Here is a 15,683-nt window from a genome sequence, read left to right on the forward strand (position 1 = left end):
CACCTAGCCCAAGAAAACTGAATAATCCTTCGTTTCAAGGAAGGAATACCTATAATTGAAGTTGACAACCTGTTTTTGGGAGATTTTATTTATGTCACAACTATATGGCTATGATTATTTAGGAGCCTTAAGAAGGCTAACAAGAAACGATGACCCAAAAGTTTAATTCGGACTCTAGATTCTTATTTGTAACCAGTTTGTAAGATCTTACACCCATCAAAGTAAATCTGATGGAACATTTATGGTTATTCTCCACTTTTTCTTCCACTTTACAAAAGCTTCAAACCAAAACTGTTACTTAAGGAAAGGGTGAAACGCGATTTATATATTATCTTTAGCGCATTAATTAGATAAATTATGATCTTACGACTTATCCTTATTGCGAACTTTTTCTTTTTTACTTCTTCTTATTCCCAGTCTGAAGTCTTTGAGCTAAGGGTATATGATATGCAATTTGGTACATCAACAGACGTTCTTCATGATTTTTTTGAGGATGCTCTCATCCCGGCATTGAATCGGCAGGGAATAGAGAATGTGGGAGCTTTCGAAGAAAGTGGAGAAGCCTTACCTAAAAAAATCTATCTTTTAATTCCATATAAAAATATGCAGGCATATCTGGATGTTGCTGATAGGCTTGAAGATGACGATCAATTTAAATCAGCCGCGGAAGCTTACCGGAACACTCCACCCGATAAAATCCCATTTGAGAGATATGAAAGTAGGTTTATAAGATCCTCCTGGGGTTTTCCAAATCTCGTAAAACCAGCCGATGATTTGGATCAATTTGAATTGAGGATCTATGAAAGTTATAATGAAGATGCACTGCGCCGAAAATTAAAGATGTTTAATGAAGATGAATTTGAAATTTTTGAAGATGCAGGACTGCGTACTGTTTTCTTCGGAAAAAATATCTCCGGAGATCAAATGCCTTCGTTAACCTATATGCTAGCCTTTAAGAATAGAGAGAAGCATCAGGAGGCATGGGCAAAGTTTGGTCAGCATCCAGACTGGCAGCGCATTTCAAACCTGAAGGAATATACCAATACGGTATCCAACATAACCAGAGTATTCTTAAAATCCCTGCCATATTCTCAATTGTAGGGTAGCGTTTTAAGAGGAAATAAATAACAAGTGAATTCTGAAATACTGAACCTATGTTTTCGGCAATATCAATTTTTTTCTTAGTTATTTGATCATCCAAATTCTCTTTCAAAAGATATCTAAATTAGGATCTCCTAACGATTTACTAACAGTTCAAAAATAAAAAATCCGGGCTATTAGTTGCTAAAACCTAATCTCCCTTATTTTTTTTATTTAAAAGTCTATTTTGCCGTTCCAGCTCATCCATTTCCATTCGAACTTTCCAAGAAAAAGCATTCAAAACAGTCACCAACAGTATCCAACTAAATTATAGATCGATCTTAAACTACTCCCAGACAGAAGTACAAACGCATCGGCAGATCCTTCAACGCAAAAAAAGCGTTTAGGACACAGTTCAGGGGAGTGAGAAACGTAGATTTTTTTCTATTTAGACTAACAACAATTTTTGCATAAACACAACAATTAGGCTTGATCCAAATAAACCTTAGAACGGAAGGGAGAAAAACAAAAAAGCCTCTTCCCGCATACACGGAAAAAAGCTTCTCATCAGTCGGCCATAAAACCCTGGAGTACTGGAATTTCAATGGCTAACTACACAATCCCGAATAATCGGGACAAACAACACAACTATTCTTTAGCCAAAAAAAGCTCCCCGATTAGAGGAGCCTCTTTGCAACTTTGCGGTCTGGACGAGACTCGAACTCGTTGTCTAAATATGTTGTATTTTAGCTCTTTAGATATAATAATTTGAAATGGTTCTCCTTTTCCAAAACACAATATAGTTTACAGTCCCATGATTTGATTGAGGAAAACAATTTTTAAAATGATTTCTTTTCAATTCCTTTTATATTGGGTTCAGAAGTGTTTTTAACTACAAAATCCACAACCCCAAGAAACAGTTCCTCTTTCGTAATTATATGAACTTTCCATTTGCCTTCTGTCAGGTTGTTTTTATAAGTATATCCACGGAAACCACGATCACGTCCACCAGTGACTTCAAAGCCAATGTCCTCGGTTATTTCCCAACTCCTGGTTTCGGGATTGTACCATTGCCAACGATGAAAAATTGGCTTTTTTATATCTGTAGGTGCAAAAACAGAAGTGAACACATAAACCCTTTCATCAGCCTGACGATGAAAATTGATGTTATGCGTACGCCAAAATATATACCATTCATTACTCTCGTAAGTAACGATGTACTTGTTATTTTTTTTCTGGACATCATGAGCCACCAACCCGGTTTCCATAGCCAGCGGTACTGGAGGAATAAGATTGAAATAGTAAAAAACATTAATTACTAAATAGATAGAAAGGATAACACTAATCAGTTTTTTTAGGCTTATCTCTGCTCTTGTGCTTGGGCTTGACGTGTAAATAAATAGGATGAGAGCCAGCGTAAAAGGTAAACTTACAAGGCCGGAAAGAATAAAAATAAAGGTACTCATTTCCCTTATCAGCGTAGGAACCATAAAGGTGAAAAAGGTAAAACTTATAAAAAAATAAACACTGAACTGGAGGTATTTATTGGAGATTTTCTTTTTAAGAAACTCGTTTGCAAATAAGAGTATAACCAGCAGTATGAAAAAAACCATGGTTTTTGACAATGACACACTTCTAAAAAAATAGATGACAAAAGCACTTGAAAGTGCTCCAAAGAAGAACTGTATGGCTAGCGGAAAATATTCGGAATAACGCCCGATAAAAGTGTTTTTCCACTTGCCATCATCCGCTATATTAAACAAATAAAGCGTTATCGATAATAAGATCATATGCGAGCAAAGTACCACCGTATCATAAACGCGATCTATTCGCCCCAAAGTCATGGTGTCAAAAATAAAGCCACCCATAAAAAAAAGAATGGGGGCGTACTTTTGATTGCGAATAACAGTCTTTCCAAAATCACTGTTTCTATATCTTACTAAGGCTCTTTTCATACTATTTTAGTAGCTACAAAAGTATCGTATTTCCCTTGATATTATTACTCATAAACAATTACTCTTGATCCATATTTTTGCTTAGCCCCCAACAATTACTCTTGATCCCCTTTCTGTATTAAAATGTAATCTTCATATTATCTTAATTTTAGTTGGTTATTAATTTTGAAAGTGGGGTACTGTATGGGGTACAGAAACTGAAGAAAAACTTGACAACTTGACGAAATGGAGAGAATTTAGAATAGTCCTAAAAACAAAAAAGCCTCTTTCCGAATACACGGAAAAAAGCTTCTCATCAGTCGGCCATAAAATCCTGGAGAACCAGGAATTCCAATGGCTAACTACACAATCCCGAATAATCGGGACAAACAACACAACTACTCTTTAGCCAAAAAAAGCTCCCCGATTAGAGGAGCTTCTTTGCAACTTTGCGGTCTGGACGAGACTCGAACTCGCGACCCCCTGCGTGACAGGCAGGTATTCTAACCAACTGAACTACCAGACCGTTGCATTATTGCGAGTGCAAATATACCACCCATTTTAGATTACACAAACCTTTTTTTCACTTTTTTCAAGCTTATTTTTAAAGCCTCAGACAAGCTTTTGTCTTTCAAGCATATAAGCAGTAAGAATATTATTGAAATTTTTATTGATGTCGGCCTGCACATAGCTAATCTTATATTTTGCGCACTCCATTTTCAGGTCATTTACATATTGTTCTACCGCTTTTCTATAATTCTCCTGAATATTTTCTGAATAAAGATCTACCTCAGCTCCCGTCTCCACATCGGTAAAACGCCGGGGATTGTTGTCAAAATCAAAGGCTAGTTCTTTTTCTTCATCGAGAACGTGAAAGAGCACCACCTCGTGCCTGTTGTATTTTAAATGTCTTAGCGCCTCAAAGAGTTCGCTTTCCTCAGCATCGGCCTGAAACATATCTGTAAACAGTAAAACCAGTGAACGCCGCTTCAGTTTCTCAGCAATCTGATGTAGATAAGTATAAGTATCTGTTGCTTTTTTCTTCGCAGGCTTTGCGAGCATCTGCTCCAAGGCATTCAACAGCATAAAATAATGCCTTTCGCTGCCCATTTCCGGGGCGTAAAACTCAAACTCATCACTATATATACTCAAACCCATTGCGTCCCGCTGTCGCTTTAAAATTTGCATGATACTCGCTGCTGCCAAAGCCGAAAAACCGATCTTATTTAAAGAATCTATTCTGAATTTTTCCACCCGGGGATAATGCATCGAAGCCGAATTATCTATGATGAAGTGACACCTCAAATTGGTTTCTTCTTCATAGCGACGGGTATAAAGTTTATCGGTTTTGGCGTAGAGCTTCCAGTCTATATGCTTGGTGCTTTCCCCCGCATTGTAGATCTTATGTTCAGCAAACTCAGCAGAAAAACCATGAAACGGACTCTTATGCATTCCGGAGATATAACCTTCCACCACCTGACGGGCGAATAAGTCCAGATTTGAAATTCCTGAAATGCTATGTATTTCCCGATTTAAATCCATTGCTCTAAGATAGCGATTAGACATAAAAAAATCCCGGAAAGACCGGGATTTTTAAAGTTATATTTGCTTGCGAACAACTACATAAGTTGGTCCAAAGCTTCAGCATAAGTATTTTTTGGAGCTACTCCAACCTGACGGCCTACAACTTCTCCATTTTGGAAAATAAGAACCGTTGGGATGTTACGAACCCCGTACTTGGCGGCAAATTCCTGGTTTGCATCTACATCAAGCTTTGCAACCACGGCCTTACCATCATATTCCTGACTTATTTCTTCAATGATAGGTCCAACCATTCTACATGGTCCACACCAGGCAGCCCAAAAATCTACTAAAACTGGTTTATCACTTTTTAATACTTTTTCTTCAAAAGTAGCATCGGTTATTTCAATTGCCATAATATTTGTTTTTAAAAACGTTTTGTGTTTCGTTTAAATCAATTGTAAAATTAGTCAATTATTTTTGGTTTCCTTACAAACTCAATATTGTATTTTATTATGAGCACATTAGGTGTCTTTATTCCAGTAAATACGGCTAATTCAGCTTATATAAAACCTGTTGTTCTTCCAGTGCAGTAAGCAATTCCTGCGAGATTTGTATCTTCTGTTTTCTGCTGGGCATATGCAACTTTACCTGTTCTTTCATCTCATAAACCACAAAATTCAGAATGTGGTTTCCGCGATGATTTCTGAAGGTTTCTTTCATCCATTGAATATTATCCTCTTTCAGATCGTCAATATTAAGCTGAATAGTGAGCTTTTTTGCGAAGGTATCCATCACTTCATGTAACAACATGAAATCTGTAAACTGAATTTTGGGATCAAATTTCTTTCCGGTTTCCTTATTATGCCAGCCTTCTTTTATGTTGATCTTGATATGCACAAAGGAATTAGGCACCAAGAAATGCCGGAACCTAAGATACTCCTCTTTAAATAACTTAAACTCATATGATGAATGGTAATCTTCTACCGTGAAGATCGCCCAGCCCTGCCCCTGTTTGGTGGTGCGGTGCTGCACATCACTAATCACTCCGCCAAGGGTCAGGGAACGGTTAATACACCGCTCAAGGTCTTCCAGATCGGCGAGTACGGCATTGCAGAAATACTTCATCTCCAACCTGAAATCATCCAGAGGATGCCCTGAAATATAAATCCCCACCACTTCTTTCTCACGACGCAATTTTTCCATGGTACCCCATTCTTCGCAGGGCGGCACTTCGGGTTCAGGGATTTGCACCTCACTGGCTTCTCCAAACAGACTAACCTGCGAGGAATTCTGATTTTCCTGAAATTTAGCGGCATATTTCACAACTTTCTCAAGGAAGCTTATTCCGTCTCCCACATCGTGAAAATATTGAGCGCGGTGGGTATCTCCAAACCCATCAAAGCCACCGGCCAGGGCAAGGTTTTCAAAAGCTTTTTTATTGGCCGCACGCAGATCTATGCGCTTAGCCATATCAAAAATAGATTTGTATGGGCCTTCTTCGGTTTTACGATTTTCCACGATGGTAGCTACTGCACCAGCGCCAACACCTTTTATGGCTCCCATCCCAAAGCGCACTGCATTTTCTTTATTTACCGAAAATTTGTAATAAGATTCATTTACATCAGGACCAAGCACATTAAGTTTCATTCGCTTACATTCTTCCATAAAGAACGTAACCTGCTTGATGTCATTCATATTATTAGAAAGCACCGCTGCCATATATTCGGCCGGATAATGTGCTTTCAAATAAGCGGTTTGGTATGCGATCCAGGCGTAACAGGTAGAATGCGATTTATTGAAAGCGTAAGCCGCAAAGGCCTCCCAGTCTTTCCAAATCTTCTCCAGAATTTCACGAGGGTGTCCTTTAGCCTCTCCTCCATCCAGGAACTTTGGTTTGAGTTGTTCCAGCAGGGCAAAAATCTTTTTTCCCATCGCCTTCCTAAGAACATCAGCTTCACCCTTGCTAAAGCCTGCAAGCTTTTGCGACAGTAACATCACCTGCTCCTGATAAACCGTAATTCCATAGGTTTCCTGGAGGTATTCCTCCATATCGGGCAAATCGTAGGCAATCTCTTCCTCGCCGTGTTTCCGGGCGATAAAGCTGGGAATATATTCCATCGGGCCGGGACGGTACAAAGCATTCATCGCGATAAGATCATCAAAAACCGTAGGTTTCAGATCTTTCATATGTTTCTGCATCCCGGGCGATTCATACTGAAATATCCCTACCGTTTCCCCGCGTTGGAACAGCTTGTAGGTTTCTTCATCATCCAACGGAAAGCTGTCGGGATCAAGATCTATATCGTGACGTCCTTTTACGATCTTTACCGTGTCTTTAATTAAGGTTAGGGTTTTAAGCCCGAGAAAGTCCATTTTTAGCAGACCGGCATTTTCCACTACAGAGTTATCGAACTGGGTAACATAAAGATCAGAATCCTTAGCTACCGAAACCGGCACATAATTGGTGATGTCGCTGGGTGTTATAATCACCCCGCAGGCGTGAATTCCCGTGTTACGCACAGAACCTTCCAGGATTCTTGCCTGGTTAACCGTTTGCGCCTCCAGGTCGTCCCCTTCAGAAATATTCAGAAGTTCATTTACCTTATCGAGCTCTTCACTTCTGAATTTCTTCTTCAGCTCTTTCTCATCCATTCCGAAGATCTTACTCAGTTTGGCCATAGTCGGAATAAGCTTCGAAATTCTGTCGGCATCCATTAAAGGCAGATCGAGCACCCTGGCCGTATCCCTTATCGAGGATTTCGCGGCCATGGTTCCGTAGGTAATGATCTGTGCTACCTGGTTGGCGCCGTATTTCTGAATCACATAATCCATCACCCGGCTTCGGCCTTCATCATCAAAGTCAATATCAATATCGGGCATACTTACCCTGTCCGGATTAAGAAAACGCTCAAAAAGCAGATCGTACTTAATCGGATCTATATTGGTTATCCCAAGACAATAAGCCACGGCACTTCCCGCAGCCGACCCCCGGCCCGGTCCTACTGAAACATCCATATTCCGGGCTTCCCGAATAAAGTCTTCCACGATAAGGAAATATCCGGGGTATCCGGTGTTTTCAATTACGGAAAGTTCAAAATCTAATCTTTCTTTTATATCCGGGGTTAGTTCCCCATAACGCCCTTCGGCGCCTTTGTAAGTAATATGCTTCAGATAGGCGTTTTCTCCGCGTTTCCCTCCATCCAAATTATCTTCAGAATGAAGGAATTCATCAGGAATAGTAAAGGCCGGAAGCAGCACATCCCTAGCCAGCTCAAAAGGCTCGATCTTATCAACGACTTCGTTAATATTAGATATCGCTTCGGGCAGATCCTTAAAGAGATTCTTCATCTCTTCTGAACTCTTGAAATAATATTCCTGATTAGGTAAACCGTATCGGTAACCCCTGCCCCGACCAATGGGCGTTGCCTGTTTCTCACCGTCTTTTACACAAAGTAAAATATCGTGGGCGTTTGCATCTTCCTTGGCACAGTAATAAGTGTTATTGGAAGCCACCAATTTCACTTGATGTTTCTTTGAAAACTTAACCAACACCTCATTAACCCGGTTTTCCTCTTCCTGGCCGTGGCGCATTAATTCAATATAAAGATCGTCTCCAAACTGTTCCTTCCACCAAAGCAAAGCTTCTTCCGCCTGATTTTCCCCAACGTTCAGTACCTTGCCCGGCACTTCCCCATATATGTTTCCAGTAAGCACAATGATGTCTTCCTTATACTGCTTTATGATTTCCTTGTCTATCCGTGGAACATAATAGAATCCATCGATATAGGCCTTTGAAGACATTTTTGCCAGGTTATGATAGCCTTTCTTATTTTTGGCGAGCATCACAATTTGGTAGCCGTTGTCTTTACGGGATTTATCGGCGTGATTTTCACAAACAAAGAATTCACAACCTAAAATGGCTTTTAACTCTTTAGCCACCGGTGGTTCATTATTGGCAAGTGCCTCTTCGTTTTTTGTTTTTACCGATTTATTGTAATCCCCAACCTCCTTTACAAAATGAAAGGCTCCCATCATATTTCCGTGATCGGTTAGGGCTACAGCCGGCATATTCTCTTTGGCAGCAACCTCTACGAGATCCTTTATGCTTATAGTTGATTGAAGAATTGAAAACTGCGAATGGTTATGTAAATGTGCAAAGGGGATCTCATCGAGCTTTTGTAAATTCTCCTGGATCTCCTCTGTAGTAATTTCATCGGAAGGCTGTTGTTTCTGAAGTTCCTTCCTTATTCTTTCTGAAGCTTTCTTTAAATTAATATGCTTTAAACCGATAAGTTTAAAGGGCTCGGGATTATGTTCTTCAAAACGTTCAAAATAGCCGGCAGGCACTCCTAATTGGCTAGTGCTAAAAGATCGTCTTCGGATAAGTTCAAGAAAACAACGGGTTGTTGCCTCAACATCGGCAGTAGCGTTATGGGCTTCCCCGAAGGCTTCATCAAAGAGATATTCATGAAGCTCGGTTAAGGTGGGAAGCTTAAACCTCCCTCCCCGGCCTCCGGGAATTTTACATAAATCGGCCGTGATCTCGGTACAGGTATCCAGCACGGGCAGTTCCTGCAAAGTGTTTTCTACATCTTTTCTGTAGAATTCAGCGCCCATGATATTCAGGTCGAAACCCACATTCTGGCCAACTACGAATTTTGTCTTATCCAGAGCCTCCTGAAATCTCTCAAGAACTTCCATTAAGCTGATTCCTTCCTGTTCGGCCAACTCTGTCGAGATTCCATGAATCTTTTCAGCATCGAAAGGAATATTGAAACCTTCGGGTTTTACCAGGTAATCCTGACTCTCCACCAGATTTCCCATTTCGTCATGCAACTGCCAGGCTATCTGTATACACCTTGGCCAGTTATCGGTATCGGTAAGAGGCGCATTCCAGCGTTTGGGTAATCCGGTAGTTTCGGTATCAAATATCAGGTACATGGGCAGTAAACGATTTGGCATCCGGCTGATTTCCAGCCTTCAGAATAAGAATTTCAAATAAAAATCAGAAAGCTAAAAATATGGAATTTTAATGTCGACTAAAAAGAAACTTTTTAGGATTTATCAACTGATTTGATAAGCCTGAAAAAACGAATCGAACTTAATCAAATAAAAAACCTCACAGAAAGCGCATTGCGAAACCTGTGAGGCCAGTACGAACACTAAAAACTACTACTTCAATCAAACATCTGCTCGTACATCTTTATATCTGCAACCTATTGAAAACCTTTTTCAGCATCATAACTTTTCTCAAGTAATTCGTTGAGCTTTTCACTCATTTCCTCTTTCGTTCTTTTCATATTAGTTTTTTAGGTTACCCGGCCTGAATTTTCAGACTCTTTACTTTATTCAAGGCCGCTACAATATCGTTTTTCTGCTTTAACAGAATATTTGCTGTACTGGCAGGCACCTCTGGATCATCCAGGATCTCTTTATATTCTTCTACGGCAACTTTCTCACCTCGCACAGCTTCTTCAAGGCCAGGCTCAGCTTTATTAACAGAAAAAGCAGCTTTTAAATTCATCCAGGTACGGTGTGCGTCCCCGGCAAGACTGGATTTTTCTTTGGGTGTTTCCCCAAAATTCCTGATCTCAGTTTTAAGCTGGTGAATAAAATCGTAGCGCTCCTCTGCCCTTTCAGCGAAAAAAGCTTTTAACTGAGGGTCTTTTACATTTTCGGATGCAAAACAATACCCCTTTTCTGCATCAATATTTTTTTCAAGAAGCCGGTTAAGTTTTTCGGCAATTTTTTCGGGGTATTTCATAGTAATTTTAAATTAATTTTCATTTATAAATATAGACTCGTAAATAATATTCAACAAGCTGTTTAACAGGCTTTAGTACTAATTAACTGCTTTTAACAGGAATGGTAAAAAAAGCAGTAAAAACTTCAGAATATTTATGATTTTCAGCATAAGGAACAATTGTATTTGCAAAGACTTGTAAATTAGAAAAATGTAGTATCTTTGCAGCCTTATTAATAATCGGGGTCGGGAACCCCACAAATTAATTTTTATGCCAGTAAAATTAAGATTACAGAGACACGGTAAAAAAGGGAAACCTTTTTTCTGGATCGTAGCCGCAGATGCGCGCTCAAAGAGAGATGGTAAATTCCTTGACAAATTAGGGATCTACAATCCAAACACCAATCCTGCAACTATCGAACTTGATATTGACGGAGCGGTAAAGTGGTTAGAAGACGGGGCACAACCAACAGATACGGCTCGTGCTATTCTTTCCTACAAAGGGGTGATGCTTAAAAGACACCTTGCCGGCGGAGTGAAAAAAGGCGCTTTAACTGAAGAGGAGGCTGAGAAGAAATTCCAGGCCTGGTTAGAAGAAAAAGAAGCTAAGATCAACGCCAAGAAAGAGAATCTTACTAAAGAGCAGCAAGCTGAAAAGGCTAAAGCTCTTGCAGCTGAGAAGGAAGCGAATGAAAAACGCGAAGCTGAAGCTAAAGAAGCTCTGGCTGCCGAGGAAGCTGAACAAGAAGCGGAAGCTGCTGCAGACACTGCAGAAGCCCAGGCTGAAAACGCTTCAGATGCACAAACTGCCGAAGAAGCAAAAACAGAAGAGAAAAAAGACTAATTCTCAGGCGGCGATGACTAAAGATGAATGTTTCTATTTAGGAAAAATCGTTGCTAAATTTAGTTTTAAAGGGGAGGTGCTCATTAAACTGGACACCGACGAACCTGAAGCTTACACAGAAATGGAATCGGTTCTCATTGAATACAATGAGAATCTGGTTCCATTTTTTATTGAAAGAAGTTCGCTGCAAAAAAGCACCTTGCTTCGCGTTAAATTTGAGGACATAGAAACCGAGCAGGACGCTGAAGACCTTATTGGAGCGCACACTTACCTGCCCCTCACTATGCTCCCTGAACTGGAGGAAGACCAGTTCTATTTCCATGAGATCATTGGTTTTGAGGTAATCGATTCCGAACACGGAAACATCGGCAGGATCACCGGAATCAATGATTATACTGCCCAGGCCCTGTTTGAGATTAAAAAGGGCGACAAAGATCTCCTTATTCCCATGAATGATGAATTTATCGAGAAAATAGATAAGCCCAACAAGACTATCTATTTGAACACCCCTGAAGGTTTGGTCGAAATGTATCTTGGGTAGCAGGTTTTTAGTTTGTAGTTTACAGGGATTTTTTTCATTGCTAGCTACGTGAGATTTGGTCAATCGCTCACACTTAAAGTTTGAAAATCTTTTTTAGATTTAGATTCAATTGCTTTGATTCATCCTTCGATAATTCTCCTAATTTTCCCCGAATTAACTTTTTATCCAGAGTACAGATCTTAGTGGTTTTGATAAGTGAAGTCACCTTCAACCTGTTCTTTGCTGAAGGCCTTAATAATTGCTCATTTGAATTGGGATTGTTTATTTTGGAAGTAATAAAAACGGCAATTACATCTAAGTCATCTACAAAAAGAATTACAGCTGGTCGGCGTTTAGAGCCTTTAAGGTTAGTAAAAGGAAAGCTTACTAGAACAATATCTCCTTTTTTAATCAAAACTTTTCTGATAAATCATCATCATTATACAATTCTTCATCCTCTTTTAAGAAATTAAAAGTTTCAGATTCGGTGGCATTTTTTTGAATATCATTTAAGAGTTCTCTGTCTTCTTTTTTTTGAAGAAGAAACTCCACAAAATCAGAAACCTGTTTTAATCGCCTATCCGAAAGTTTAGAGAGGTTAATGATTGTTTGTTTTAAGACCACATCCTTATTCATAAAGACTAGATTTACAGTTAAATATACAAATATTATTAAGGAAGTATAAATGTTTTTGAAACTACTTTCTTGATTCCTCCTTCACAATGACGACCAAAAAAATCCGTCCCCAAAACGGGAAAACGGATTTTTCAAATCTTCAAATCATTGAATTTTCAAATCGATATTAACCTACCACATTCACGATTTTTCCTGGGACTACGATCACCTTTTTAGGGGCACGGCCATCCAGTTGTTTTTGTGTGCGTTTATCGGCTAGAACCGTTTTTTCAATTTCATCCTTTGGCATATCCAGCGGTAACTCAATCATAAATCGCATTTTCCCGTTGAAGGAAATCGGGTAGTTCTTAGTGCTTTCTACGAGGTATCTTTCTTCATAAACCGGGTATTCAGCTGTTACTACAGATTCTGAATTTCCTAACTTATTCCATAATTCTTCTGCGATATGCGGGGCATACGGCGCGATAAGCACAGCGAGCGGCTCCAGTATTTCCCGACTATTACATTTTTGTGCCGAAAGCTCATTCACGCAAATCATAAAAGTTGAAACCGAAGTATTAAAACTGAATTCCTCTATATCTTCTGTTACTTTCTTGATGGTTTTATGCAAAGTCTTTAATGAATCGGCTGAAGCTTTTTCTTCGGAGACTTCAAATTGCTCCCCGTTGTGATAGAGCTTCCAAATCTTTTTAAGGAAATTATGAACTCCCGTGATTCCCGCGGTATTCCAGGGTTTTGCCTGTTCTAAAGGACCGAGGAACATCTCGTACATTCTAAGCGTATCGGCGCCGTAATCTTCACAAATATCATCGGGGTTTACCACGTTATACTTGGATTTCGACATTTTTTCGACTTCGCGACCTACTATATAAGGACCATCTTTTTCGGTTAAAAATTTAGCATCTTTAAATTCAGGACGCCATTCTTTAAAGCCTTCGATATCCAATTCATCAGAGTGGTTTACCAGGGAAACATCGGCGTGAATTGATATTACTTGAAATTCAATTTTATTCTTAAAGAAGTCAAGAATTTCCGAACGATTAAGGCTTTCCAACTTAGAAAGAATAAGTGGATCATCCCCAAACCATTCTTTTAATTTATAGTAAGGAAGTGCTGGTAATTCTTCAGATAAGGAATGTAAATAAGTGTTTTCTCTTTCCTTTGAAACAAAAAATTCTCCCGGCTTATCAAATAATTTTTCAGAAATTAAAGTTGGTCTTGATTTGATTGGGTGATATGTTTTCGTATTATTCTCTTCTAAAACCAAGTACGCTAACTCTCTAAAAACAAAAGCACTCTGCCCCAAAATCATCCCCTGGTTGATCAGCTTTTTAAAAGGTTCATCCACCGTGAGGAACCCTCGGTCGTGCAGGAACTTTGTCCAGAAACGGGAATACAACAAATGGCCTGTAGCATGCTCGCTTCCGCCTATGTATAAATCCACATTCTCCCAGTATTTTTGAGCTTCTTTAGAAACAAATTCCTGGTCGTTTCCGGCATCCATATAACGGAAAAGGTACCAGGAACTTCCGGCCCAACCGGGCATAGTATTCAATTCCAATGGGAACACAGTTATATCATCTATCTTCTCATTGCTTACCACCTCATTGGATTTTGTATCCCAGGCCCAGGTAGTTGCGTTGCCCAATGGCGGTTCGCCGGTTTCGGTAGGTAAATATTTTTCAACTTCGGGAAGTCGCAGCGGTAAATGCTGAGCATCTATCATTTGCGGCATTCCGTTCACATAATAAACCGGAAATGGCTCCCCCCAATAACGCTGGCGGCTAAAAACAGCATCACGCAATCGGTAATTGGTTTTGCCGTAACCATGACCGGTTTTCTCCAGTTCCAGAATAACTTTTTGCAGGGCTTCCTTGTATTCCAATCCGCTAAGGAAATCGGAATTCGCGATCACGGTTCCTTCTTTTCCTGAAAAGGCTTCCTGGGAAATATCAACGTTTTCAAAAATATTAGGAATAGGAATCTCAAAATGCTTTGCAAAATCGTAATCCCGCTGATCGCCACAAGGAACAGCCATTACCGCCCCGGTTCCATAACCGGCAAGCACGTAATCTCCTATCCAGATCGGGATAGGTTCTTTAGTGAAAGGATGTTCTGCATAAGCCCCTGTAAACACCCCGGTAATGCTTTTTACATCGGCCATACGTTCGCGTTCACTGCGTTTGGCACTGGCCGCTACATAGGCCTCAACCTCTTCCTTTTGCTGTGGGGTGGTGATCTTTTTAACCAAATCGTGTTCGGGAGCTAAAGTCATAAAGCTTACTCCGAAAATGGTGTCGGGTCTTGTCGTAAATACAGATATCCGTGCTTGATGTGCAGTTAGACTGCCGTCATCCTTAACCTTTTTCAGGGTCTCACCATATAAATTGAAATGCACCATCGCACCAACAGATTTTCCAATCCAGTTACGCTGACTTTCCTTTAAACTTTCGGTCCAGTCCAGTTGATCCAAGCCTTGCAATAAACGCTCTGAAAATGCAGAAATCCGCATACTCCATTGCGTCATTTTTTTGCGAACCACGGGATAACCTCCACGTTCAGAAACGCCGTTCACAATCTCATCGTTGGCCAAAACGGTTCCTAATTGCGGACACCAGTTTACTTCAGTTTCAGCGAGATAAGTTAATCTGTATTTAAGAAAGATTCTTTGTTTTTCTTCCGAAGAAAAATTATTCCAGTCATCTGCAGAAAATTCTTCCACATCATCATCACAAGCGGCATTTACCCGGGAATTCCCTTCCGAAGCAAAAATTTCTTCTAATTCAGAAACAGGTCGGGATTTATCGGCCTCGAGATCATACCAGGATTCAAAAAGCTGGATGAAGATCCACTGCGTCCATTTATAATATTCAGGGTCGCTGGTGCGTACTTCCCTACTCCAATCGAAAGAAAACCCGATTTTGTCGAGCTGCTCCCGGTATCTTTCAATATTCTTCGCTGTGGTAAGCGCCGGGTGTTGCCCGGTTTGAATAGCATATTGTTCTGCCGGCAAGCCAAAACTATCGTAACCCTGAGGATGCAAAACATTAAAACCTGTATGGCGTTTATAGCGCGCGTAAATATCGCTGGCAATATAACCCAGCGGGTGCCCAACGTGAAGTCCGGCACCCGAAGGATAAGGGAACATATCCAACACGTAATACTTAGGTTTATCGGATGAATTGCTGGCACGAAAAGTTTGATTTTCGGCCCAGTATTTTTGCCATTTGGCTTCAATATCGTTAAAGTTGTAACTCATTGTTTTGTTTTTCTTACCTTCAGGTTAAGCGCAAAGCGACTCCACATTAATGCCTGCAAATTTACAATTTTAAACCACTTATGGGAATTTAGGAAGAAGGGATTAGCAGATAAGATTTTACCTGAAAATTCCTTTTAAAATAT

Annotated in this window: 11 protein-coding genes and 1 tRNA gene; 3 read left to right on the forward strand and 9 right to left on the reverse strand. The window is 40.0% G+C overall.

All coding sequences use genetic code 11. The features are described from left to right. Positions 1-357 precede the first annotated feature (357 nt). Entirely contained in the window at positions 358-1,101 is a 744-nt protein-coding gene (locus tag BM266_RS09715) for an NIPSNAP family protein (protein ID WP_093408935.1), read from the forward strand. An 818-nt stretch (positions 1,102-1,919) separates the two neighbouring features. Here BM266_RS09715 and BM266_RS09725 read toward each other — a convergent pair. The 6 genes from BM266_RS09725 to BM266_RS09750 all read right to left on the reverse strand — a co-directional run bounded on the left by BM266_RS09725 (position 1,920) and on the right by BM266_RS09750 (position 10,302). After that, positions 1,920-3,035, reverse strand: coding sequence for a DUF2914 domain-containing protein (locus BM266_RS09725; RefSeq protein WP_093408937.1), 1,116 nt, complete (start codon positions 3,033-3,035; stop codon positions 1,920-1,922). 431 nt (positions 3,036-3,466) lie between these two features. Then, positions 3,467-3,540: transfer RNA gene (locus BM266_RS09730), tRNA-Asp, on the reverse strand. A gap of 86 nt (positions 3,541-3,626) precedes the next feature. Further along, positions 3,627-4,556, reverse strand: a complete 930-nt coding sequence (locus BM266_RS09735) for a DUF58 domain-containing protein (protein ID WP_093408940.1) — start codon at positions 4,554-4,556, stop codon at positions 3,627-3,629. Between the two features lie 77 nt (positions 4,557-4,633). Further along, positions 4,634-4,954 carry a thioredoxin gene (gene trxA / locus BM266_RS09740; RefSeq protein WP_310685806.1) on the reverse strand — a complete coding sequence of 107 codons (321 nt, stop codon included), beginning with the start codon at positions 4,952-4,954 and terminating at the stop codon, positions 4,634-4,636. 133 nt (positions 4,955-5,087) lie between these two features. Further along, the gene (gene dnaE, locus BM266_RS09745) at positions 5,088-9,479 is read right to left on the reverse strand and encodes a DNA polymerase III subunit alpha (protein WP_093409126.1); all 4,392 of its coding nucleotides are present in this window, start codon (positions 9,477-9,479) and stop codon (positions 5,088-5,090) included. A 373-nt stretch (positions 9,480-9,852) separates the two neighbouring features. Further along, positions 9,853-10,302, reverse strand: a complete 450-nt coding sequence (locus BM266_RS09750; RefSeq protein ID WP_093408945.1) for a ferritin-like domain-containing protein — start codon at positions 10,300-10,302, stop codon at positions 9,853-9,855. Positions 10,303-10,552: 250 nt separating this feature from the next. On the opposite strand from BM266_RS09750, the gene BM266_RS09755 reads away from it, so the two are divergent. Both BM266_RS09755 and rimM read left to right on the forward strand, forming a co-directional pair. Continuing rightward, positions 10,553-11,125, forward strand: a complete 573-nt coding sequence (locus tag BM266_RS09755) for a 30S ribosomal protein S16 (protein ID WP_093408947.1) — start codon at positions 10,553-10,555, stop codon at positions 11,123-11,125. A gap of 13 nt (positions 11,126-11,138) precedes the next feature. After that, a complete protein-coding gene (gene rimM, locus BM266_RS09760; RefSeq protein ID WP_093408950.1) occupies positions 11,139-11,666 on the forward strand; it encodes a ribosome maturation factor RimM in 528 nt (175 codons plus the stop codon). A 73-nt stretch (positions 11,667-11,739) separates the two neighbouring features. Here the strand turns inward: rimM and BM266_RS09765 are convergent, their stop codons facing one another. From BM266_RS09765 to BM266_RS09775, 3 genes are all read right to left on the reverse strand, one after another. Beyond that, positions 11,740-12,060, reverse strand: coding sequence for a type II toxin-antitoxin system PemK/MazF family toxin (locus BM266_RS09765; RefSeq protein ID WP_245760417.1), 321 nt, complete (start codon positions 12,058-12,060; stop codon positions 11,740-11,742). Beyond that, positions 12,057-12,281 carry a hypothetical protein gene (locus BM266_RS09770; protein ID WP_093408951.1) on the reverse strand — a complete coding sequence of 75 codons (225 nt, stop codon included), beginning with the start codon at positions 12,279-12,281 and terminating at the stop codon, positions 12,057-12,059. Before BM266_RS09770 ends, BM266_RS09765 begins: the two co-directional genes overlap by 4 nt. 166 nt (positions 12,282-12,447) lie before the next feature. Beyond that, a complete protein-coding gene (locus tag BM266_RS09775) occupies positions 12,448-15,540 on the reverse strand; it encodes a leucine--tRNA ligase (protein WP_093408954.1) in 3,093 nt (1,030 codons plus the stop codon). Positions 15,541-15,683 lie beyond the last annotated feature (143 nt).

Source organism: Salegentibacter flavus (assembly GCF_900115145.1).
Classification (GTDB): domain Bacteria; phylum Bacteroidota; class Bacteroidia; order Flavobacteriales; family Flavobacteriaceae; genus Salegentibacter; species Salegentibacter flavus.

Bases quoted from the DNA above. Each gene is read 5' to 3' on its own strand.
- BM266_RS09735 (WP_093408940.1), bottom strand. From the start codon at position 4,556: ATGGATTTAAATCGGGAAATACATAGCATTTCAGGAATTTCAAATCTG.
- BM266_RS09775 (WP_093408954.1), bottom strand. From the start codon at position 15,540: ATGAGTTACAACTTTAACGATATTGAAGCCAAATGGCAAAAATACTGG.
- BM266_RS09725 (WP_093408937.1), bottom strand. From the start codon at position 3,035: ATGAAAAGAGCCTTAGTAAGATATAGAAACAGTGATTTTGGAAAGACT.
- rimM (WP_093408950.1), top strand. From the start codon at position 11,139: ATGACTAAAGATGAATGTTTCTATTTAGGAAAAATCGTTGCTAAATTT.
- BM266_RS09755 (WP_093408947.1), top strand. From the start codon at position 10,553: ATGCCAGTAAAATTAAGATTACAGAGACACGGTAAAAAAGGGAAACCT.
- BM266_RS09715 (WP_093408935.1), top strand. From the start codon at position 358: ATGATCTTACGACTTATCCTTATTGCGAACTTTTTCTTTTTTACTTCT.
- dnaE (WP_093409126.1), bottom strand. From the start codon at position 9,479: ATGTACCTGATATTTGATACCGAAACTACCGGATTACCCAAACGCTGG.
- BM266_RS09770 (WP_093408951.1), bottom strand. From the start codon at position 12,281: ATGAATAAGGATGTGGTCTTAAAACAAACAATCATTAACCTCTCTAAA.
- BM266_RS09750 (WP_093408945.1), bottom strand. From the start codon at position 10,302: ATGAAATACCCCGAAAAAATTGCCGAAAAACTTAACCGGCTTCTTGAA.